At 59.5% G+C, this 21,785-nt stretch carries 22 protein-coding genes and 1 pseudogene; 21 read left to right on the top strand and 2 right to left on the bottom strand.

Annotated elements, in window-relative coordinates; translation table 11 throughout:
- Positions 1 to 12: 12 nt before the first annotated feature.
- From AABB31_RS00815 to AABB31_RS00795, 5 genes are all read left to right on the top strand, one after another.
- Positions 13 to 861, top strand: a complete 849-nt coding sequence (locus AABB31_RS00815; RefSeq protein ID WP_342075036.1) for an N-acyl homoserine lactonase family protein — start codon at positions 13 to 15, stop codon at positions 859 to 861.
- A gap of 84 nt (positions 862 to 945) precedes the next feature.
- Positions 946 to 2,541, top strand: a complete 1,596-nt coding sequence (locus tag AABB31_RS00810) for an isochorismatase family protein (RefSeq protein WP_342075037.1) — start codon at positions 946 to 948, stop codon at positions 2,539 to 2,541.
- Positions 2,541 to 3,266 carry an SDR family NAD(P)-dependent oxidoreductase gene (locus AABB31_RS00805; protein ID WP_342075038.1) on the top strand — a complete coding sequence of 242 codons (726 nt, stop codon included), beginning with the start codon at positions 2,541 to 2,543 and terminating at the stop codon, positions 3,264 to 3,266. The genes AABB31_RS00810 and AABB31_RS00805 overlap by 1 nt, the downstream gene beginning before the upstream one ends.
- Before the next feature lie 11 nt (positions 3,267 to 3,277).
- Positions 3,278 to 4,120: a fumarylacetoacetate hydrolase family protein gene (locus AABB31_RS00800; RefSeq protein ID WP_342075039.1), complete on the top strand. Its 843-nt coding sequence runs from the start codon at positions 3,278 to 3,280 to the stop codon at positions 4,118 to 4,120.
- The gene (locus AABB31_RS00795) at positions 4,120 to 4,875 is read left to right on the top strand and encodes an SDR family oxidoreductase (RefSeq protein ID WP_342075040.1); all 756 of its coding nucleotides are present in this window, start codon (positions 4,120 to 4,122) and stop codon (positions 4,873 to 4,875) included. Before AABB31_RS00800 ends, AABB31_RS00795 begins: the two co-directional genes overlap by 1 nt.
- A gap of 89 nt (positions 4,876 to 4,964) precedes the next feature.
- Here the strand turns inward: AABB31_RS00795 and AABB31_RS00790 are convergent, their stop codons facing one another.
- On the bottom strand, positions 4,965 to 5,177 hold the full coding sequence (locus AABB31_RS00790; RefSeq protein WP_373634766.1) for a hypothetical protein: 213 nt from the start codon (positions 5,175 to 5,177) through the stop codon (positions 4,965 to 4,967).
- Here AABB31_RS00790 and AABB31_RS00785 point away from each other — a divergent pair.
- The 13 genes and pseudogenes from AABB31_RS00785 to AABB31_RS00725 all read left to right on the top strand — a co-directional run bounded on the left by AABB31_RS00785 (position 5,121) and on the right by AABB31_RS00725 (position 16,189).
- Complete coding sequence (locus tag AABB31_RS00785) at positions 5,121 to 5,261, top strand: hypothetical protein (protein ID WP_373634772.1); 141 nt, start codon at positions 5,121 to 5,123, stop codon at positions 5,259 to 5,261. The two genes, AABB31_RS00790 and AABB31_RS00785, sit on opposite strands and share 57 nt — an antisense overlap.
- Positions 5,262 to 5,620: 359 nt before the next feature.
- The gene (locus tag AABB31_RS00780) at positions 5,621 to 6,868 is read left to right on the top strand and encodes a tyrosine-type recombinase/integrase (protein ID WP_342075041.1); all 1,248 of its coding nucleotides are present in this window, start codon (positions 5,621 to 5,623) and stop codon (positions 6,866 to 6,868) included.
- Positions 6,865 to 7,809 (top strand): tyrosine-type recombinase/integrase, encoded by a 945-nt coding sequence (locus AABB31_RS00775; RefSeq protein ID WP_342075042.1) that lies wholly within the window; start codon positions 6,865 to 6,867, stop codon positions 7,807 to 7,809. The genes AABB31_RS00780 and AABB31_RS00775 overlap by 4 nt, the downstream gene beginning before the upstream one ends.
- Entirely contained in the window at positions 7,809 to 8,804 is a 996-nt protein-coding gene (locus AABB31_RS00770) for a tyrosine-type recombinase/integrase (RefSeq protein ID WP_373634765.1), read from the top strand. Before AABB31_RS00775 ends, AABB31_RS00770 begins: the two co-directional genes overlap by 1 nt.
- Before the next feature lie 110 nt (positions 8,805 to 8,914).
- Positions 8,915 to 9,217, top strand: a pseudogene (locus AABB31_RS00765) (zincin-like metallopeptidase domain-containing protein); the annotation flags it as partial.
- A gap of 23 nt (positions 9,218 to 9,240) precedes the next feature.
- Complete coding sequence (locus AABB31_RS00760) at positions 9,241 to 9,450, top strand: DUF6330 family protein (RefSeq protein ID WP_342075044.1); 210 nt, start codon at positions 9,241 to 9,243, stop codon at positions 9,448 to 9,450.
- An 87-nt stretch (positions 9,451 to 9,537) separates the two neighbouring features.
- Positions 9,538 to 9,927: a DUF3768 domain-containing protein gene (locus AABB31_RS00755; protein ID WP_342075045.1), complete on the top strand. Its 390-nt coding sequence runs from the start codon at positions 9,538 to 9,540 to the stop codon at positions 9,925 to 9,927.
- Between the two features lie 158 nt (positions 9,928 to 10,085).
- Positions 10,086 to 12,068: a ParB/RepB/Spo0J family partition protein gene (locus AABB31_RS00750; protein ID WP_342075046.1), complete on the top strand. Its 1,983-nt coding sequence runs from the start codon at positions 10,086 to 10,088 to the stop codon at positions 12,066 to 12,068.
- A gap of 74 nt (positions 12,069 to 12,142) precedes the next feature.
- Positions 12,143 to 12,736: a regulator gene (locus tag AABB31_RS00745; protein ID WP_342075047.1), complete on the top strand. Its 594-nt coding sequence runs from the start codon at positions 12,143 to 12,145 to the stop codon at positions 12,734 to 12,736.
- On the top strand, positions 12,736 to 13,392 hold the full coding sequence (locus tag AABB31_RS00740) for a hypothetical protein (protein WP_342075048.1): 657 nt from the start codon (positions 12,736 to 12,738) through the stop codon (positions 13,390 to 13,392). The genes AABB31_RS00745 and AABB31_RS00740 overlap by 1 nt, the downstream gene beginning before the upstream one ends.
- 104 nt (positions 13,393 to 13,496) lie before the next feature.
- Complete coding sequence (locus tag AABB31_RS00735; protein WP_044353023.1) at positions 13,497 to 13,796, top strand: type II toxin-antitoxin system RelB/DinJ family antitoxin; 300 nt, start codon at positions 13,497 to 13,499, stop codon at positions 13,794 to 13,796.
- Positions 13,783 to 14,058 (top strand): type II toxin-antitoxin system mRNA interferase toxin, RelE/StbE family, encoded by a 276-nt coding sequence (locus AABB31_RS00730; protein WP_071974127.1) that lies wholly within the window; start codon positions 13,783 to 13,785, stop codon positions 14,056 to 14,058. Before AABB31_RS00735 ends, AABB31_RS00730 begins: the two co-directional genes overlap by 14 nt.
- A 106-nt stretch (positions 14,059 to 14,164) precedes the next feature.
- Positions 14,165 to 16,189: a strawberry notch family protein gene (locus AABB31_RS00725; RefSeq protein WP_342075049.1), complete on the top strand. Its 2,025-nt coding sequence runs from the start codon at positions 14,165 to 14,167 to the stop codon at positions 16,187 to 16,189.
- A 24-nt stretch (positions 16,190 to 16,213) separates the two neighbouring features.
- Here AABB31_RS00725 and AABB31_RS00720 read toward each other — a convergent pair whose 3' ends face one another.
- A complete protein-coding gene (locus AABB31_RS00720) occupies positions 16,214 to 16,780 on the bottom strand; it encodes a recombinase family protein (RefSeq protein WP_342074900.1) in 567 nt (188 codons plus the stop codon).
- 140 nt (positions 16,781 to 16,920) lie between these two features.
- Here AABB31_RS00720 and AABB31_RS00715 point away from each other — a divergent pair, with 140 nt between their 5' ends.
- The 3 genes from AABB31_RS00715 (at position 16,921) to AABB31_RS00705 (ending at position 21,694) form a co-directional block, all read left to right on the top strand.
- The gene (locus tag AABB31_RS00715; protein WP_342074899.1) at positions 16,921 to 19,872 is read left to right on the top strand and encodes a Tn3 family transposase; all 2,952 of its coding nucleotides are present in this window, start codon (positions 16,921 to 16,923) and stop codon (positions 19,870 to 19,872) included.
- A gap of 347 nt (positions 19,873 to 20,219) precedes the next feature.
- The gene (locus AABB31_RS00710) at positions 20,220 to 21,098 is read left to right on the top strand and encodes a DUF1403 family protein (RefSeq protein WP_342075050.1); all 879 of its coding nucleotides are present in this window, start codon (positions 20,220 to 20,222) and stop codon (positions 21,096 to 21,098) included.
- A 2-nt stretch (positions 21,099 to 21,100) separates the two neighbouring features.
- A complete protein-coding gene (locus AABB31_RS00705) occupies positions 21,101 to 21,694 on the top strand; it encodes an SMC-Scp complex subunit ScpB (RefSeq protein WP_342075051.1) in 594 nt (197 codons plus the stop codon).
- Positions 21,695 to 21,785: the final 91 nt, after the last annotated feature.

Raw genomic sequence — 21,785 nt, 5'->3', positions numbered from 1 at the left:
GAGACACCAACAATGGCACTTCAAATTCATGTGCTGGACTACGGCGATATCGAACTGGAAACCTCGTTTCTGGTTTTGGGGCATGAATGCGGGCGCACCCGACGTGTGCCGGTCTATGGCTTTCTGATCACCGGCGGGGCCTATCCCATCGTGGTTGACACCGGCTATCGTGACAATGCGATCATGGAAAGCCTGGGCATGCGCGGGTTGCAGTTTCACGACAACATGATCGAAAACCAACTGGCCAAACATGGGCTGAAGATGGGGGATATCCGCTATGTCCTGCACACCCATCTGCATATTGACCATGCGGGCAAGGACGACCTGTTCCCGATGAACACAACCGTGGTGCTGAACCGGCGCGAGCTGGAATTCAGCGTTTCTGGTATCATGTACCCGCAATACCCCAAGCCCGACATCCTGCATCTGGTCGAGCGGGTTTACGAGGATGACGCGATGCGGTTCCTCGATCTGGAACTGACCGGCGCAGAAGAGATCATGCCAGGCGTCTGGTGTGAGCCTGCGGGTGCGCATACCGAAGGATCGATGAACGTGATTGTCGAGACCGCGGAGGGGCTGGCCTGTATCTGTGGTGATGTCGTCTACGACTTCAACGACCAAATCGTGAAACACGTAAGGGTCAACAACTACATGGAGCCGCAGGTTACCGGCAACCATTCAGGATCAAAGCGCGCCGAAAAGGCAGCATTCAAGAAACTGATGAACAATTACACCTTCGTCCTTCCGACCCATGACAAAGGGGCCAAGGTTGAGCATGGGCAGGTTGTGGGACGCACAGGAATGGTCGTACCCGGCCCACTGACTGAAACCTTGCCCAAGCGCGAATGGTTCCCAATGTAGGAGCGGACCATTCAACGCTTCGCTCTGTCCCGTTCTCCCGGGGGCAGGGCGAAGCCCATTGCATCATCACAAATGGAGCCTCTGATGGGCCACGTTGCAACTGATCCAAAATTCCAGACTTTGCTGGACGGACACGCCCCGGTGCGCCAGATCGGAACCGGCTATGTCTTTACCGAAGGTCCGCTTTGGCATCCAGTCGATCAAACGCTGATCTTTTCAGACATGCCCGGTGACACGCGACGTAAATATGTGCCGGGCCAAGGTGTGAGCGAGATCGCTAAACCCTCCAACAAGGGTAACGGCATGACCTATGATGCCGCGCTGAACCTATTGATCTGCGAACACAGTACCTCAGCTGTTGTCCGCTTGCGCAGGGATGGCACGCGCGAAGTGCTGGCGACGCACTTTGAAGGCCGCGAGTTGAACTCGCCCAACGACATCATCGTGCGCCGTGACGGGGCCATCTTTTTCACCGATCCCACCTATGGGCGGATGGAAGGTTTCGGTGTGCCGCGTCCTTGTCAGATGGGTTTCCAGGGCGTGTATATGTTACCGCCCGGACACCAACCGGGGCAGGAGCCGGTATTAGTCTCTGACCGCTATATGTTCACGCAACCCAACGGGTTGTGCCTGTCGCCTTGCGAGCGTTTTATGTGGGTCAATGATACCGAGCAGGCGAACATTCGGATGTTCGACGTGGGCGAAGACGGCATGCTAAAAAATGCCCGCATCTTTGCCAGTGGCATCAAGGAGCCGTTGCGCAAGGGCGTGCCGGATGGGATGAAATCTGACAAGGATGGAAACATCTTTGTTACCGCACCGGGTGGCATCTGGGTCTATGACTTTCATGGAATGAAACTGGGCGAGATCATATTGCCCGAAATGGCCGCCAACCTGCACTGGGGCGATGCAGATTGGGGGACCCTTTACATCTGCGCGGAAACTTCAGTTTATTCGGTCCGTACCCAGACCCAAGGCAGGGCCGAGGCATTCATGACACCCACTGCTGACAAAAGTCCCAGCGCGTCGCCGAAGCCCGCGGCACCAGCCCATATCTTGCAGATCAAGGACCGGATCAGGCGGATCGACGGATCGCGTACGGCGCTGATCTTGCAGGACCTGCAAAATGACGTGATGATCGAGGGCGGGGCTTTTGCTGAAACCGGCAGCCCGTTGCATGCGCGCACCCAGAATGTGGTGGCGAATGCCGCGCGTCTGGCGTCGGTTGCACGCGCCAAAGGCGTGATGGTCATTCATGTCTGGATGGTTTGTGAACCGGGACACCCGCATCTGGCGCAACACGCGGCGCTGATGCAGGGGCTGAAGGGTGAAAACGCGCTCGTGCGCGGAACATGGGGTGTCGAACCGGCCAAGGGGCTTGAACCGCAGGGTGACGATCTGATCGTCGAGAAGATGTCGATGAGCGCATGGGAAACATCTCGCCTAGAAAGCTACTTGCATCACGGGCGGCGTAACACGATCATCAACTGTGGCGCATGGACCAATATGAGCGTGGAACATACCGTGCGCACGGGTGCCGACAAGGGGTTTCATATGATTGTTCCAGAGGACAGTTGTTCGACGATGAACGACGACTGGCATCGTGCATCCATCAACTTCGCCATGCAAAATGTAGCGACGGTAACCAATACTGACGCCGTTATCGCGGCGCTGGGCTGATGGATCAGGTTGCCGTAATCACTGGCGGTGCGCGGGGCATCGGGCTGGCCTGTGCGCAGCATCTGTCACAAAGCGGTAGCAAGGTTGCGCTTTGGGATACTGACGCGGCTGCGCTGGCACAGGCAAAGGACGTTCTGCCCCAAGCCGAAACAGTCGTTGTCGACATGGCCGACTGGGTCAGCGTGGACGCGGCCACGCAGGTGACGCAAAACGCGCTGGGCCCAATCACGCAGGCGGTCAATTCCGCCGGGATAGCCGGGCCGAATATGGTGATCGAAGACTATTCGCTTCAAGATTGGACCGACATCATTCAGATCAACCTTACCGGATCTTTTTACCTGCTGCGGGCGTTGCTGCCGGGGATGAAGGTCCAAGGTTTTGGCCGCATTGTGCTGATCGCATCTGTCGCAGGCAAAGAGGGTAACCCCAATGCCTCTGCCTATTCTGCGTCCAAAGCGGGTGTCATTGGTCTGACCAAATCAGCGGGAAAGGAATGTGCCGATATGGACATCGCAGTGAACTGTGTCACACCTGCCGCTGCAAAAACGCGAATCTTTGACCAGATGAGCCAAGAGCATATCGACTACATGCTGTCTAAAATCCCGCGCGGCCGCTTCTTGCTGGTTGAAGAAGCCGCCGAAATGATCGGCTGGCTGTGCTCTCCTGCAAACAGCTTTACCACCGGAGCGGTTTTTGATCTCTCTGGTGGGCGCGCCACATATTGAGGAGACGGATAATGAAACTCTTGCGTTATGGCCCGATCGGGCAGGAAAAGCCCGGAATGATCGATGGGCAGGGCGGGATACGTGATCTGTCGGCGCATGTGCCCGATATCGCAGGTGATGCGCTGTCTTCGGACGGTTTGGCAAAGCTGGCGGGGATCGATCCCGACAGCTTGCCGCAAATTGACCCCGCAACGCGGATCGGGGCCTGTGTTGGTGGGATCGGTAAGGTCATTTGCATTGGCCTCAACTACTCCGACCACGCGGCCGAAAGCGGTATGGAGGTTCCGCCGGAGCCCGTCATCTTTTCGAAGGCAACAAGCGCTGTCTGCGGCCCCAATGACAACATCGAAATTCCCCGCAGCTCCAAAGCCACAGATTGGGAAGTCGAACTTGCCATCGTTATCGGTACCCATGCCAAATACGTCAGCGAAGAAGATGCGCTCGACTATGTGGCGGGCTACGCCATCATGAATGATGTCAGCGAGCGCGATTTTCAACAAAAGCGGTCGGGGCAGTGGACCAAAGGCAAAAGCTGCGACACATTCGGGCCCTTGGGCCCTTGGCTGGTCACAAAGGACGAAATCACAGACCCGCAAGACCTTGCAATGAAGCTGTCAGTCAATGGGCATAGCTATCAGGATGGGTCAACTAATACGATGGTCTATAAGGTGCCATTCCTGATCTCATATCTCAGCCAGTTCATGTCACTCCACCCCGGGGATGTGATCTCGACCGGGACGCCACCGGGTGTGGGGCAAGGTCAAAAGCCGCCCGTGTTTCTTAGGCCTGGCGATGTCGTTGAATTGTCTGTCGATGGGCTTGGCCAGCAACGCCAGTCCGTGGTGGCAGGCTAATGCGGCTGCAGGGAAACATCGCGGTCGTCACCGCCGCGGGGCAGGGGATTGGAAAAGCGATCGCTGACAGGTTTGCCTTGGAAGGTGCGCAGGTATTTGCCAGCGATGTCAACGGCGATCTGTTAACTAACCCAGATTACGCTGATGCCCGTAAACTTGACGTCACCGATGGGGCTGCAATCACCGCCTATGCCGCCGAGGTGGGCCAGATCGATACGCTTTGCAACATTGCGGGGTTTGTGCATCACGGGACAGTGCTTGATGCATCTGATGAAGACTGGGATTTCTCATTCGATCTTAATGTGAAGTCGATGCACCGATTAATCCGCGCCTTTTTGCCCGGCATGTTGGCCAAAAAGCGGGACACTGGCCTTTCGGGTGGCTGCATCATCAATATGTCATCCGGTGCCTCTTCGTTGAAGGGCGCACCGAACCGCTATGTCTATGGTGCGACAAAGGCTTCGGTTATCGGGCTGACCAAGGCCGTTGCTGCAGACTTTGCCGCCGACCGATTGCGCTGCAATGCAATCTGCCCTGGTACAGTTGAAAGCCCGTCATGGCACGCGCGCGTTGATGAGCTTGGCCGCGCGATGGGCGGAAAGGATAAGGCACGCGACGCCTTTATCGCGCGCCAGCCAATGGGCCGGGTCGCAAAAGCAGAAGAGATCGCAGGCATGGCTGCCTATCTGGCGTCCGATGAAGCAGCTTTTGTCACCGGTGCCGAACTCAAGATTGATGGGGGATGGACGCTCTAGAGCGACCTGCCGGGCAGAACAATCTCTATGGCAAGTCTCTGATCTGAAACTGACGGGAAATGGAAAGGTGCCAGGTGATCGAAGCCACTTTACATACTAGACGATTTTGTGATTGGGCACCTTCGAGAGCTATAGTTTTCCCTGCCGATGGTTGAAGAGGCAATGAAAATGAATAGCCCCGCTGCACCTGCACCTGCACCTGCGCTGCCGGTGCCGGGCGCGCACTCAAAGACAAGCGATCGGTTATGCGGCAAGATAAGGTGGGGCCAGACCAAAAAGAGGCGGCTTTGGCCGAAGGCGATGCGGCTGTCGTATTCTCCAAGAAGACGGGCCACCTGCGGGAATGTCTGGTGGATAGCGTCTCTGAACCATTGGTTGATAACTAGCGACCCAAACCGCACCTCCGTAGCACGGCCAACAGCCCAACGAGCAATTTGGGCACTGACCCAGCATTGACCACCGAGCCAACGAAGGTCAGGTTTTGGCAATTGATTCGAGTATAACTTCGACCAGTCGATGGAGGATCGACCCGACTGTCCTTTTGAATCAGTGTATTAATCGCTGATTGTGTGCGCCTCGTGTGCAATCCAAGGTGAAGGTCTGCAAAGCGCAAGGAAGCAGCCTTTTGCGCAAACGCAGCGAACTCACCCTTTGTCCGCAAAGTTACTGCCCGAGATTGCGCAATGAGCGTCCGCTTCGGTGATCTGCCATAAGTACGCCCTTCAACCACATGAAGGAAATACCAATGGAATATCACTCAAGATCAGATCACTTGGCGAAGCCACCGCAACGCACGGCCAACTATGCGGAGCGATTTGCGTTGCAGATCGAGGCTGAGGGCTATGGCTCAGGCTCACTGGCCAAGTACAGCGCCACTGCGAAGGCCCTTTGGTCTGCGATGGAAGCGGCGAAGCTCAGTCCCGCTAACCTGACCGATGACTGTATGGAGCAGTTTGCTACGCCGATTATCAATGCCGTTTCTGAGAAAGACCGAAAGCACTGCCGCCACCGCCTGAACCGGTTTCGAGATTACTTGATTGAGAACGCCAACGCCGCGCCACGTCTACCACCACAGCTGGATATGTCGCCACGAGCCTGCCTGAAACGTGAATATGAAACCTATCTCCGCGTTCAACGTGGGTTGTACGATGATACGATCTATCATTGCCTGCGCTTCTATGAACGGTTCCTGACGGCGAAGTTTGGCGAGGGCTTAGGTGACCTGCATTCGATCAAACCGGACGATATCACGGGCTTCATCATTCGGTTGCGCCAAGAGCAGAATGCGCCGCGCGATAAGACGGGTCCGTCACACCTTCGCAACCTTTTCCAGTTCCTGTTTTGGAGTGGCAAAACAGAGCGGAACCTGAGCAAGTCGGTACCAAAGGCCCGACAACCAAAACCAACAGGTATCCCGCGATACCTCGAACCAGACCAAGTTAACCGCCTGATAGACGTGGTTCGAGGTCACAAGAAAACTGGCCGACGCAACTATGCAATGCTGATGCTTATCGCCCGTCTGGGGCTTCGAGCACCAGAGGTGACAGCGATAGAGTTGGATGACATCGATTGGCGTGCAGGTGAGATATTGATCCGGGGCAAAGGGCAGTTGCACGACAAGATGCCAATGGCAGCAGAGATTGGCGAAGCAATTGTGGATTACATTCAAAATGAACGCCGGGGGCCGGACCGCGCGTTGTTTGTCTCGGTAAAACCGCCATTCAAAAGGTTCAAGGATGCTCAAATCCTGCGCTGGATTTTGCGTGATGCCTATGACGCAACCGGTATTACCCCGCCACAGGCATACATCGGCACGCACATTCTTCGGCACAGCCTCGCCACTGATATGCTGCGAAATGGCGCTTCACTTTCTGAAATCGGCGATGTTCTGCGTCATCGGTCTCCACTGGCAACGACAATCTATGCGCAACACGATGTCGATGCCTTGCGCTCGATCTCGCGCCCTTGGCCGACTGGGGAGGACATGCAATGAAAACTCTTTCGCAACGGCTTGACGAATACTTGGCTTTGCGCCGCGCGATGGGTTTTGATCTCTCGTTTGATGAACGAGTGCTGCGCAAGTTCGTGAATTACGGCGACGAAATCGGGGAGCATCTGATCTCGACGGCCTTGTTCCTCGATTGGAAAGAAAACTATGGCAGTGCGGACGACAATACCTGGTCTCATCGCCTCGGGATGGTTCGCAGATTTGCCTTCTGGCTCGCGGAACATGACGGCCAAACCGAGATCCCTTCAAGCCAACTTGTTGCAGGCCGATACCGAAGGCGCGTCCCTTACATTTACGCGCCAAAGCAAATTGCAGATATCGTCGCTGAGGCCGGGCGTTTACCGTCGCCATACGGACTAAGGGCTGCACTGTGGCAGACCCTCTTTGGGTTGATCGCTGTGACAGGAATGCGTGTGAATGAAGCACTGTCTCTGAATCAGCACGATGTTGATCTGAACCGTGCGGTTCTTGTTGTCAGGAACTCCAAGAATGGAGGGGATCGACAGCTCCCGTTCAACAAGGATACCGCTAATCGGCTTGCGTCTTATGCTCACTTGAGAGATCGCCTGATCGAACATCAAACGCAACGGTTCTTTATCAAAGAAGATGGCGAACCGGCTGGTGACTGCGGTGCGCGATACAACTTCGCGCAAGTCAGCCGAAATGTCGGTCTACGATCCCCTCAATCCTTCAACCGTCATGGTCATGGCCCTCGCATCCACGATTTGCGCCACAGTTTTGCGGTCCACACGATCTTGGACTGGTTCCGAGATGGCCGGGACATCGAATGTGAGATGTACAAGCTCAGCACCTATCTGGGACATTCAGAACCAAAGCACACATTCTGGTACATCGAGGCGGTGCCAGAACTCATGCAACTCGCCGCTGCGCGGGCCGAACAGCGGGTTTTGGAGGGTGCATCATGATCGCAACCTATCCATTGCCAGTCTACGTTCAGCGGTTCTTTACCGAACGGCTTTTGACGCAAATGCAGGCCAGTCCAAACACCATTGCCAGCTATCGTGACACCTTCAGGTTATTGTTGAAATACGCAGAAGCACAGACGAAGCTACAACCAACGGACCTGCATGTTGCACACATTGATGCTGACATCATCGGGCGGTTTTTGACTTTCTGCGAAGAAAATCGAGGCAATAGCGCGAGAAGCCGGAACACACGTCTTGCCGCCATTCGGTCCTTCTTCAAATATGTGGCTGGGTGCGAGCCTCAATTGTTGCATCATTGCCAAAGAGTTCTGGCCATGCCCTCCAAACGTCATGAAAAACGTGTCGTAGACTTCCTGACGCGTGATGAAATGGAGGCGTTGCTAAAGGCACCCGACCAATCGACTTGGTTTGGGCGGCGTGATCGGGTCCTTTTGCTTACGATGCTCCAGACAGGGTTGCGTGTATCGGAGTTGATCGGTTTGCGGGTGGCTGATGTTGAGCTTGGAACGGGGCCTCATGTCAGGTGCATGGGCAAAGGCCGAAAGGAACGCGCGACACCGCTTCGAAAAGACAGTCAAAATGCGTTGAAGTGGTGGCTGGCCCAGTCGCGTGCTGCTTCCAGCCAGCCTCTGTTTGCAACCATTCGAGGCGCGCCCTTGAGCCGAGACGCAGTCGAACGAATAGTTCGAAAACACGCGAGTAGTGCTGCCCTGCACAGCTCGACGTTCAGGTTGAAGCGTGTCACACCACATGTTTTGCGCCACACGGCTGCAATGCAGCTTTTACAAAGCGGCGTTGATCGAACCATCATTGCCCTTTGGCTCGGCCATGAATCCGTCGAGACGACGCAGGTCTATATCCACGCTGATATCGAACTTAAGGAAAAGGCAATGGCTTTGACAAAGCCTGTGGACGCGCCGGGCGGTCGCTATCGACCCGGTGACGATCTGTTGTCGTTCCTCGAAGCCTTGTAAGTTATGCTGACCTGCCGCGCTGAATACCCCATCAGATCAGGCATTTGATGGGGCAGCGCGGCATAATCCAAAGCGCGGCATTATGAGCCTTATGCCGACATCGGCATAACGCCCATGCCACGAAAGCCCCGCATCGGCTGAACCGCGACTACGGCTTCTCTCGCTTCGGCAACACAGCCTATGCCCGCGAAGAGATCGTCGCCGAACTGACCTCGGTGTTCCTTGGCCAGACGCTCGGCTTTACGGCCCATACGCTCGAGATGAACGCTGCGTATCTCTATAATTGGCTGCGCGTTCTGCGCTCGGACAAGGGCGCCATCTTCAAGCACGCCGCTGACGCGCAGCGCGCCTGCGACTACCTGATCGCACGGTCGGAGGCGGGGAGGGCAGGGGAGGACGCCGAGGCCGCCTGACCACATGGAGAACGGAGACGCCCATGTCACGCAAGGAACCCAAGACGCTGCGGGTGGCCTGCTTCGAAGACGGCCGCCGTAAGATCATCGCCTTTAAGCGCGGTGCCTATTGGTGGAGCGCGTCCGAGGGTGCCTATCCACTCTCGGCAGCGCTCGAGACCATCAAGGAACAGGGCGGCTGGATCGAAACCATCCCCAACCCCAATTACAGACTCAAGGGGCTGTTCGGGTAGGGCGCCTTCGGCCTCGATTCATCCGCCGTGCGGAAAAGAAAAAGCGGGCTTTGGGAAGGGTGTTTCAACTTCTCAACGGAGAGCCCAATGACCATCAATGCACAAGCCCAGACAGACCGCCCTGATCCGAGTGTGATCGCGGCGCAGAACGACGCGTTCCGCAAGCTCGCGTGCCTCGGGGTGCCGCCCGCGCAGCCCATACAGGGCCGCATACATGTCACCCGCTCGCTCATGGAGGCTGGTGACGGCTTCATGGCCGAGGCGGTGAAGGCCACGGGCATGTTCGAGACCTTCGAGTCCGAGAACGATCCCGAAGGATGGCATGATTTCGGGGCGGTCGAGATCCGCGGCGAGACCGTGTTCTGGAAAATCGATCTGTATGAAGCGGATTCCGATTTCCGCTACGGGGCCGAGACCCCGGACAACCCCGCCACCACCATGCGCGTGCTGACCATTATGCTGGCGCGCGACTGGTAGAGGGGCAGGGGACACCTCCTCCTGACATCTCAGACGATGAAGGCCCGCTGCCCCCAAAAAGGCAAAGCGGGCCTTTTTTCGTGGTGATCCCCGAAGCCGGGGATTGGTCACGCGCGTGAACGCGCGGGCCCCACCTCATCCACCGAAAAGGACATCCAATGACCGCAAGTTTCAAACCCGTCGCCGTCGCCCTCGGCGATCTGACAGCTCACCCTGCCAATGTGCGCAGCAACTCGCCGGAAACCTACGACCCCGAGAACATCGCGCATCTGAAAGCCAGCATCGCCGTTTTGGGTCTCCTCCAGCCGCTCCTAGTTCAGAAGATCGACGGCAAATACGCCGTCCTCGCAGGCGGTCGCCGCCATGCCGCGCTGAAAGAGCTGGTCGCGGACAAGAGCGAGAAGGGGTTCACCGCGAAAACCAAGGTCGACTGCCGCCTCGTGCCGGAAGACTGCGACGTGACGACGGCGCTGTCGCTTGCTGAGAACATCACCCAGGCACCGATGAACGCCATCGACGAGTTCGAGGCCTTCGCCCGGATGATGGAGATCGACGGCCAGACGCCCGAGACGATCGCCAAGACCTTCGGCACCACGGTGGCCGCTGTGAAAGGCCGGTTGCGCTATGGCTTGATCCACCCCGACATCCGCGCCGCGGCGCGGGCCAAGACGATCACGCTCGATACGATGAAGGCTTTTGCTGAGCATCCGAGCCAGGAGGTGCAAGGCGAAGTCTATGAGGCGCTCACCAAGGAGGACAGCTACCTGCAGGCCTACAGGGTGCGGCAGGCGCTCAAGTCGCGTGGTGTGCAGGTCAGTGACGATATCGGGGCCTTTGTACGCGAGGACTACGAAGCGCGAGGTGGGGCCATCGCGGCCGATCTCCTGGAAGAGCATTCCGTGCTGGAGGATGCGGCGCTGGTCGAGACCATCCTGCTCGAGAAACTCGGGGCTGCCGCCGAAGAGGCCCGCATCAAGCTAGGCTTTGCCTGGGCCGATGCGATGGTCCGCTATGATTACGCGACCATGGCCGACTACGGCCGGGTCTATCCCGGCCCGATCGAGCCGGATGAGGCATCCCAGAAGCGCATCGACGAGATCACCGCCGCGCTCGAGCAACTCCAGCTCGAGATGGAGGATGAGGGGCTCGAAGACGATGCCTACAATGCGCTTTACGAGCGCGTGGACGCCTTGGAAGAGGAAGCCCGCGACCTTCATGAGGCCTACAGCGCCGAGGATCTGGCGCGGGCCGGGGTTATCGCCTCGTGGTCGAGTGGCCAGGTTACGCTCCATGTGGGCCTCGTGCGCCCCGAGGACACCGTCAAAGGGGAGGGCGCGCGCGGCTCCTCGGCCAACCCGACCGGGGAGGAGGCCCCGGACGTCGGGGAAATAACCTATCCGGCCTCATTGGCCGAGGACCTCAAGACCGAGCGGGCTAAGGCCTTAGGCGCCGCGATGGCTCTGAATCCCGAGGCCACGCTCGATTTGACGCTCTTCAAGTTGGTGACCGACGTCCTCGGCACTGGCATGAGCGTCACGCAGGCGATCAAGATCGATGCCCGCAAGGAATACCGCAACCACGCCAAAATGGACGAGATCGACGAGACCTCCCTCGAGCAGGTGGCCGCGGCGCATGATGTGCTGGACCTCTCGTGGCTCGATGATACCCGCCCGCCCGCCGATCAGTTCGCGGCGTTTCGCGCGCTCGATGCAGGGGAGAAGGCCAAGCTCGTGGCCTATGCGACGGCCAGCACCACGCAGTCCTGCTTCGCGCGGGACCGCCAGCGCGACAGCCTGATGCATGCGTTCGAGATCGAGATCATGCCCGACATCCGCGCCCACTGGACGCCGAATGCGGCGCTCTTCAACCGCTTCAAGAAGGCATGGCTCCTGAAGATCCTCGGCGAGGAACTGGGCCTCGCCCAGGAGGCGGTGACGCTGGCCTCGTCGAGCAAGAAGGAAATCGTCGCCTTCTGCGACAAGCTCTTCGCCGAACCCTTCGCCACGCTGACGGATGCACAGCGCGCCGCGGTGGCCGCCTGGTGCCCGCCAATGATGCAGACCGCGGGCGGCGCCTGTGATGAGGCGGAGCACACTGCGGAAACTTCGGAACCTGACAGCGAAGTCGCGCAAGCGGCCTGAGTCCTCACGCGACCCGCGCGAGCCATGCCGCCCGCGCGGGTCGGTCTTCCCACACCCAACCGAAAGACATCCCCATGGCTATTCTCAAGTTCTCTGCCTCCGCTATCGCGGCGCAGATCGCCCATGCGCGCGCCTGCAAAACCTTCCTGCCCAACTGGAACGGACCCGTGGACAGGCCCGCCCTGATCCTGATCGTCGGCAATGGCGTGCAACTGCGCTCGAACGGCATCGATGGCACGACCACCCGCATCGTCACCACCGAACAGGCCGATCCCTCCTTTGCCTTTGCTGACGGCATGAACCCGTTCCGGGACACCGACTGGATGGCGCAGCGCCGCATGGCGTTTCGCGATCTGACCGGCCAGTTCTACACCGACATCCTCGACGATGTGCAGGTGCTCATCGACCGTGGCCAAGGGACGGTCCGGCTCGCCACCGATGGTCACAGCATCCGCGTCTTCGTGCGCCGGGCCTCGGACTATCTCATCGGCGGGACCTACGAGGTGCCCTCGGGCCTCGGCGGCACCTTCCGGGTCATCCTCAAGGATGCCTGCGACACCTTCGCGATCGTGCAGAACTGCGGCAATTGCGAGGATTTCGATGCTATGCAGCCCTATCGCGTGCCGCTCGATGCGCTGATGGAAATCGATGACCGGAGGGCGGCGTAGTGGGCTGGCTTTTCTACACGGACCGTCGCGTCCAGACCTATGCGGATGAGAAAGCGGAAATCACCCGGCTCTGCACCTTCGAGAGCGACAGGCGCAAAACGGCATTGGTCAAAGCCTGCAAGGTGGGTTCGACTTGGTATGCGGCGGCAAGGGTCACCAATCTCGACGGCACCCCTGTCGAGGACACGACCTATGTGACCGATGCGGATGGCTCCATCACTTTCGGGGCTGTCTTCCTCACCCGATACGATGACGGCTGCTGGGGCTACAAGGACATGGAGGAAAGCGCGGGACCGGTCGAATCTCGCGCGCCTCTGAGCCTGTTGGCCCTGCTGTCCGAGCTTAAAGACCCGGACAGCTACGCCCATGCCTGGCGCCAGCGCTGCCGGGACTGGGCCGCGATTCCCGACTACGCCGAAGGCGACAGGATCAAGCTCGCAGCACCTGTGACGCTCACCGATGGCAGCACCTGCCAGATCGACACCGCGACCCACTACAGGCGCGGGCGCCAAAAACGCCGCTGCTATCGCATTGAGGAAACCGGCGGGCTCGTTCGTCTGTCGAAAGCCTCGCTTGCGGGCTCGGAGCTGCTCAACTCCGCGAAGGGCGAGGCCAGCCCGGTGCTCGCCGAGTTTATGGCGGGGCAGGGTGGCTGAGTTACCAGATGAGACCACACTTCGGGCCTACGCGCGCACATACCGCCGACTTGAAATCGTATCTCAAATGAGATACATCAATGTGAACGATAGGAGGACCATTCATGCCTGCCCAAACATCCATGCTTCACGTTCGTGTTGACGATCAGCTGAAAGCACAGGCTTCGGACGCACTTGCGGGCGTCGGTCTGACGCTCTCCGACGCGGTGCGTATTCTTCTGACCCGCGTAGCCGCAGAAGGCGGCTTGCCTGCCGGATTGACCGCTGATCCGGATGCCTATGACGCCTGGTTCCGGGCGAAGGTACAGGAAGCGCTGGACGATCCAAGGCCCACAACGCCCCATGCCAAGGCGATGCAAGACGCTCAGGCATTGATTGACGGGAAGCGCCTTGCCAAATCTTGAATGGAAAGCCACGGCCATCGCCGACTTGCTGGCAATCATTGACTACATCTCTGACGACAACCCGGATGCCGCTCAAGTTCTCAAAGATGAGATTGAACACAAGACGTCCCTGCTTCCAGAACGCCCTCAAATGTATCGTGCGGGCCGTGTCGATGGGACCCGGGAGATGGTTGTTCGACCGAACTACATCGTAGTTTATGCTGAAAGCCCTGAGATGGTGACCATTTTGCGCGTACTTCATGCTGCGCAGCAGTGGCCATGATCGGTGTGCAGGCCCTCCGCTAAGAAATTGCCCGCTCTACGCCTTCAAAGTGTAGAGCGGGCTTTTTGTCCTTTGGAACTCAGACCCTGATCCAAAGGAAATCCCCATGACGAAGCCCAAACTGGCAAACCCGGCTCTCTCAATCTCCGACGCTGATCTCACCTCTGCGCTGGCGCAAATCGGCGCGGAGATCGACCACCAACCCCTGCGCAGTTCAGCGCTCGCGCGCATCATGCGCGAGACGTTTCATGGCAACGATGCCGGAGGTGCCTGGGACTGGCGGATGGCCTATGACCTGATGCAGGCCGCGGCTGTGCAGGCGCTGCTACGTGGCGACAACAGTGAGGATGATTACTCTGCCGCAAAACTTCTTGCCTCGCGGCTCCTGACGGAAACGCGCCGGCCGGAACAGCAAATCCGGCTGCAGCAGTTTTCCACGCCGTTGCCTTTCGCGGTAATGGCCGTGCGGGCGGCGGCGGTCCGCAAGGGCGAGACCGTTCTGGAACCCTCGGCGGGCACCGGCGCCTTGGCCGCTTTCGCCGCCCGGGCCGCTGCCACCCTTGTGCTCAACGAGATCGACCCCTTCCGCCAGAGCCTCTTGCGGGTGGTTTTTGGCGGCGAGGTGACGGGCTATGACGGCGAGCATATCGATGACCTGCTGCGGACGCCGGTTTTCCCTGATGTCGTGGTGATGAACCCGCCCTTCGCCTCCTCGGTCGATCGTTCCCGGGACAAACACATCGCCGCCAAGCACCTCATCGCCGCTGCCAAGCGCCTGGCACGCGGAGGGCGGCTTGTGGCGATCATGCCGCCGGGGTTCACGCCCGAACGCGATGCCGCGCATTGGTCCCGCGCCTGCGGCCTCCTGACGCCGCGACTGGCGTTGACGATGCCGGGGCAGGTCTACCGCAAGCTCGGCACCTCTGTGGAAACCCAGCTCATGGTCTTCGACAAGGTGCAGGAAGACGGCGAGATGATCCGCGTCCCTGTGCGGGATCTGGATGAAGCCTTGGCATATGTCGACGCCGGGGCCGCAACCCGGCCCGAGATGCGCCCCGTAAAACGGGCAGCGGCGATCCCTCATGCTCAGCCGACCGTTCCATCATCTGCCCCGCGCAAGACCGCCGCTGTGCCTGTTGCCGCCTCCAAACCACGGGCCAATGCCGTCCGTCCGCTCAGCTTCACAAGCTTCGATGTCCCGCGCGACAACACGCCCATCTCGGACATCTATGCGCGCTACCGTCCGCAGCGGATCGAGATCGCAGGCGCGCAGGAACATCCCACGCCGCTGGTAGAGAGCATCGCCATGGCCTCTGTGGCCCCGCCGGTGCCCTCAGGTACCGCAAGTGCGGAATTGCACCTGCCCGCACGGTTGATCGAGGAGGGACATCTTTCCGAGGCGCAGCTCGAGACCATCGTCATGGCGCATGATGCCCATGGGCGCGACCTGCCCGGTCGGTTTACCATCGATGACGACCAGACCAAGCTGACGCGCGCCGATGATGACCCGAATGCACAGGCCTATCGCCTCGGCTACTTCCTCGGCGACGGCACCGGTTGCGGCAAGGGTCGCGAATGCGCGGGGCTCATTCTCGTGAACTGGCTGGGCGGGCGCAGAAAGGCGATCTGGGTCTCCAAATCCGCCACGCTTATCGAGGACGCGATCCGCGACTGGACCGATCTCGGCGGCTCGCCTGCCGACATCCAGCCGCTCTCCAAATGGAAACCGGACCAGCCCATCCCGATGGGCGACGGTATCCTGTTCGTGACCTACGCCACGCTGCGGTCCGCGGGCAAATGCGGCACCACGCGGCTGAGCCAGATATTTGAGTGGATGGGCGGAGATTTCGACGGCGTGCTGGCTTTTGATGAAGCCCATGCCATGCAGAACGCGGCAGGGTCCGAGCAGGGCAGGGGGGTCAAACCCTCTCAGCAGGGCCTTGCTGGCCTGCGGCTGCAACTGGCAGCACCCCGCGCCCGCGTCTTCTACATTTCGGCCACGGGTGCCACGAGCGTGCACAACCTGGCCTATGCCGCGCGGCTGGGTCTCTGGGGGCAGGGGCCCGAATACCCCTTCCCGAGCCGCGAGAGTTTGGCCCCATCGGAAGGTTTCTTCGTAGAACCACGCTAAGGGGGAACGAAAACTGAACATGGCTTATGGTGTAGCGTTTCTGATCACCTTGTAAGCTGTTGATCTGCCTATGCCGAGGTGTTTTGCGGCCTGGGCGACGGATTGTCCTGCGCTGACGAGATCCTGGAGGGCTGAGATTGTCTCGGGTTGCAATGGTGGGCGCCCAGGGTTGCGACCATGCTTTCGGGCGTTGATCAGGCCATCTTTGGTGCGCTCTGAGATCAGGCGGCGCTCGAAATGCGCGATGGCCCCGAACACGTGGAATACGAGTTCGCCAGCGGCAGATGTCGTGTCGATCCGCTCTTCAAGGCTGATCAGGTTGATCTCTCTGGCCTTCAGGTCATCGACGGTTTCCAGCAGCTCCTTGAGCGAGCGTCCCAAACGATCAAGGCGGATAACGGCGAGGGTGTCGTTGGGGCGCGCCTGATCAAGCAGTTCTGTTAGCCCAGGTCGGTTGAACGTCTTGCCGGAGATCACGTCCTCGAACACGCGAATAGCGCCGTGTTGTAGCAACCGGTCTTTTTGGCCGGACAGGTCTTGGTCGGCGGTGGAGACTCTTGCGTATCCGAGGATGTCGCCAGTGCGTGTCATGGTGTCGCCAAAACGGCCGTTTTGTGGCCTGACTTCACGTCATCGATGTGATCCTGAATTGGCGTGGAAAATATGTCTTTTTATTGGTCTCCATAATATTCGAGGTCTTCAAACGTGCAACTACGTTTTGAGGACACCTTATGGCCCGCCGACTACTTTCTTCCCGCGCGCATGCAGACCTCTTCGAGGTGCCGACAGATCCTGATGCTTTGATCCGCCATTATCTGCTGAGCGGGGACGACATTGACCTGATCCGCACTCGACGTCGCGCCGAAAACCTCCTTGGTGTCGCGGTGCATATTTGTCTGCTGCGCTACCCGGGCTTCGGGTGGAGCGACGGCATCATGCCGCCAGCGGAACTGATCACTTGGCTTGCTGAACAACTTCAGGTGGAGGCTTGTACTCTCGACGAATATGCCATCAGGCGGAATACGCGGCACGAACATCATGCCGTCGCGATGCGCCACTTGGGGCTTGCCCCTTTCGGACCTGAACATGTCCAGCAAGCGGAGGATGTCGCCACGAGGGCGGCCTTCGCGACGGATCACGGCGTGAAGATTGTTGAGACGCTGGTCGGGGAGCTGCGCAAGCAGCATCTGGTGTTGCCGAGCGTGGATACGCTCGAGCGCCTTGCGCTGAAAGGGCGGGCCCGCGCCCGGCGCGAGGCTGCCGCCGCGCTGTTTGATGCTCTCTCACCGGAGCAACGTGTCCAGTTGCAGGCGCTTTTGGTCAATGATCCATCGGTTGGGCAAACGCGTCTCACGTGGTTGCGGGGCTATCCGTATTCGACCAGTCCGGCCAGCATGACCGCGCTTCTGGATCGCTTGAACTATCTGCGATCGCTGAATTTACCGCCAAACCTTGGGCACGGCCTCCACCCCGACCGGCTGCTCAAGTTCGCGCGCGAGGGCGCTGTGGCCCCTGTGAGCTTGCTGAACGATTTTGGCGAACGACGGCGGATTGCAACGCTCGCGGCGCAGATGGCGGATTTATCCATCACGATCACCGACGCGACCATCGCCATGTTCGAGCGACTGACAGGCCAGCTCTTCTCACGTTCCCGCAATCGCCAAGAGGAGGTCTGGCGCATGGGAAAAACCCGGGTTGGCAAGCTGATGCAGCTCTTTGGCGCGTCCATTGATGCCATGGCCCGCGCACAAGATCTGGGGCAAGATCCCTTTGCTGCGTTGGATGCTGATGTCGGATGGGAAACTCTCTTGGGCAAGCGTGACGAAATCGCTGGTTTCGGAGAGCTGGCAACGAGTGACCCGCTCGCTCTGGCGGCTGAGCGCTACGCCTATATGCGCAAGTTTGCCCCTGCATTCCTTGAGGCTTTCGAGTTCAAGGCCACCGATGCGGGGGATGACCTCAAGGACGCAATCGCCTTGCTGCGCGAACAGAACCGCACAGGTAAACGCAAGTTGCCCGATGATCCGCCCATGCCCTTCGCGGCCAAACATTGGTCGTCGCTGATCGTCCAGGATGGTCAGCCACAACGGCGTGTGTACGAGACCGCCGTTGTGTCCACCTTGCGCGAGCGCCTGCGCGCCGGGGATATCTGGGTCGACGGAAGCCGTGAGTATCGCCGGTTCGACAGCTACCTGAAGCCCCGGGACAAGGCTGAAACCATTATGCGGAATGCGGGCTTCGAGACAGATCCGGAAGCATGGTTGTCTGATCGGCGAGTGACGATTGAGAAACGTTTTGACCAAGTAGAGCGCGTCCTGAAGCGCAAGGCGCTCTCTGGTGTCCGAATTGAGCGCGGGCGATTGAAGATTACGCCGCATGACGCGGTCACACCGCCCGCCGCCGTGCGACTGGAACGGGCGATTGATGCCGTGATGCCCCGCATCCGCATCACGGAGTTGCTCTGGGAGGTAAACGCGCAGACCGGGTTCCTTGATGCCTTCACTGACCTGCGGTCTGGCAAGCAGCACGATGAACCTGCCGCCGTTCTGGCCACGATCCTGGCCGGGGCCACCAATCTCGGCCTGGAGCGGATGGCCCATGCCTCATCGCGTGTCAGCCACGCGCAGCTGACTTGGGCGCAGACATGGTATCTTCGGCCGGAGACATTCGCGGATGCCTTGGGGCGTATCGTCGACGCCCATCATGGTTTGCCCTTCGCGCAGCACTGGGGTGCGGCGGAGCACAGCTCATCGGACGGCCAGTTCTTTGCTGCCAATCGCGGCAGCGGGCTCATCAACGCGAAATACGGGCCTGATCCCGGCCTGAAACTCTATTCCTTCCTGTCGGGCCAGTACGGATCCTTCCATTCCAGCGTCATCGGGGCAACGGCAGGCGAAGCCCCTTTCGTGCTTGATGGCCTCCTGACCAACCCGGCCAGCTTCGACCCACTTGTACATTACACAGATACCGGCGGCGTGTCGGACCACGTCTTCGCCCTGTTCCATCTCTTGGGGATGACCTTTGCCCCGCGCCTGCGCGACTTTCCTGACCGGCGGCTGGCATGCTTCGGGAGCGCGAAGGCGTGGCCCACTCTGTCCTCCCTCATTGGGAGGCCAATCAACGAAGAGGTGATCCGGCAGCATTGGGGCGATATCATGCGGCTCGCGGCCAGCATCCGCGACAAGTCTCTCAAACCGTCTGAAATCCTGCGCAAGCTTGGGGCGTACCGCCAGCAAAACCGGCTATATCTCGCCCTGGGTGAAATCGGCCGGATCGAGCGCACACTCTTCATGCTCGACTGGATCGAGAGCGCCGACCTACGCATGGAATGCCACGCTGGCCTGAACAAAGGAGAAGCGCGCCACTCATTGGCCAGGGCCGTCTTTGCCCACGCCCAAGGGCGCATTCATGACCGCTCTGACGCGGCCCAACAAAAACGGGCCATGGCGCTCAACCTCGTCATCGCCGCCATCACATTTTGGAACACGATTTACATGGGCAAGGCCGCCAACCACCTCGCGCAGAACAGCCCCCTCTATGACGCCAAGCTGCTTGCGCATACCTCGCCGCTCGGATGGGAGCACGTCATCCTATCAGGCGACTTCGATTGGCATTCCGGGGCCGCCGACCGCAAAATTGCGCGGCCACTGAACATCAGGCCAGCCAGAGACTGGGGAACCTGATTGTGTTCGCTGGAAGTTCTTCCTTAGCGTGGTTCTACGAACAAACCTTCCGATGGGGCCAGCTGTTCTAACGAGCCGGAGGTGGCGACAGTGTCCGGTACACGGATGGCGTTATTGGCGGAGCCGTCTCTCTCGTCGCGCTGAGAGTTAATTGACGGGGCAGGGGGGTCTGCGCGCGATTTCTCGGCCACTTCTGTGCCCTTTATTGCGAGATTACCTGTCTTTTCGCAGCCTATATTTTTACGTCCGATAATGCAAACTTATTGGACATAGAAGATGTAGGTAAAGCGGGGCGGTTTATACCATATATGGTGGACAAAAGCGCCGTCTTCAGATAGTCTTGTGGTATGACCTATGCCGCTAACAGCTTCGACACACTACCCAGAATGCCGTCTTGGGTCACCTCCGCACGGTCTGAAACCCCTGAAGATGTGGCGTTTTTGTCGGGCGCAGCGCTGAGCCATCTGCATCTTGTGTTGAACCAAGATGCAGTCCCCCAGACCTTGCTCCGGGCGCGTCTGGCGCTGCGCGCGGCGGAGGCATGCATGACACATCAGGGACGCCCGGAACGGGCGTCAGAGTTACGGGATGCGGTTGCGTTTCTGCAGCCCGGCGACAGCCCGGGCCCTGCCGGGGAGGTTTACCTGTCCTGGCGACGGGCCATCGAACGACCTGTGTCAGTCAATGCACTGCACCGCGCGTTGCCTGATCTGGAGCCGGAGAAGATTGCGACCTGGCTCGACGCGGGGCAGGGGCCGCCGGTCTCGCGGGCTGCGGCTGTGCTGCAAGCCGTGATCGAGGAGCGACCTCGCGATCTCGCCACGGCGCTACTATTGGCCGATGCGGCTTTGGCACAGGCGCTTGGATGGTCGCATCTAACGCCGCTTCTGGGGCTCGGTTTCAAGCGCGGCGATCTGCGAAAGTCAGATGAGGGGCTTCGGTTGACCTGCCATCAAGCGATTATCGCGGCGGTTGCGGAAGCGACACGACAGGCCACTGATCTGACGCGACGCGCAAGTCGCTTGCGAGCGGTAGCGCCAAAGCTGAGAGCGAGGGGCGCGGAGGAGGCGGTTTCGCAGTTACTGACACAGGATGCTGTCGCGCCTACATCATTGACATCGCTTCGGTCGGATCGCGCTGCACGTCGGTTTTGCGACCGTCTGGTTGAGCTCGGCGCCGTGCGCGAATTGACGGGGCGAGACACGTTCCGGCTGTATGGGGTCTAGCGATGGCCAAGGATCAGACAGACGAGGGGCTTGATCGGGAGCTTGAAGAGCTTCCCCAAGAGTTGCGCTGGTGCGAATGGATGCGCCGGATCGAAGCCGTGCTGTTTGCCTCAGCGTCACCCGTGCCGCGCGAGGACCTGGCGCGCGTAGTGGGGCAGGGGGCCTCGGTCGATCTGCTGATCGACGATCTCGTGGCTGATCTCGAGGGGCGGTCCTTCGAAGTCGCTAAAGTGGCCGGCGGATGGATGCTGCGGACGCGGCCGGCCTATGCGGCGGCGATCCAGACCGCGGCGGATGTCGGCGATCAGGATCTCGACCTACGCGAATACGACGTTGCCGTGTTGGCCGCCATCGCCTACCACCAGCCGATCACCCGGGACGGGCTCAAGGACATCTTCGGCAAGGAGATCAGCCGCGACCTTATCGGGCGGCTACATGCCCGCGGATTGATCGGGACCGGACCACGGTCGCCGCGGCGCGGAGCACCCTACACCTATGTGACGACGGAGAAGTTTCTCGTGGCGTTCGAGCTGGAGTCGCTCCAAGACCTGCCGGACCGTGAACAGCTGACGGATGCGGGACTGGCTGCAGAATGACATGCCAGCGGCGAAAATCGCGATCTATCGCTCAAATTTGGGCCATTTATGAGTTATAGAGCTGCATCCTATAACTCATCACCATTTGCTG

Origin of the sequence: Yoonia sp. SS1-5 (genome assembly GCF_038443705.2) — a bacterium.
Lineage (GTDB): Bacteria > Pseudomonadota > Alphaproteobacteria > Rhodobacterales > Rhodobacteraceae > Yoonia > Yoonia rhodophyticola.
The sequence above is the reverse complement of the archived record's forward strand: the minus strand, read 5'-3'. Positions and strand labels throughout refer to the sequence as shown.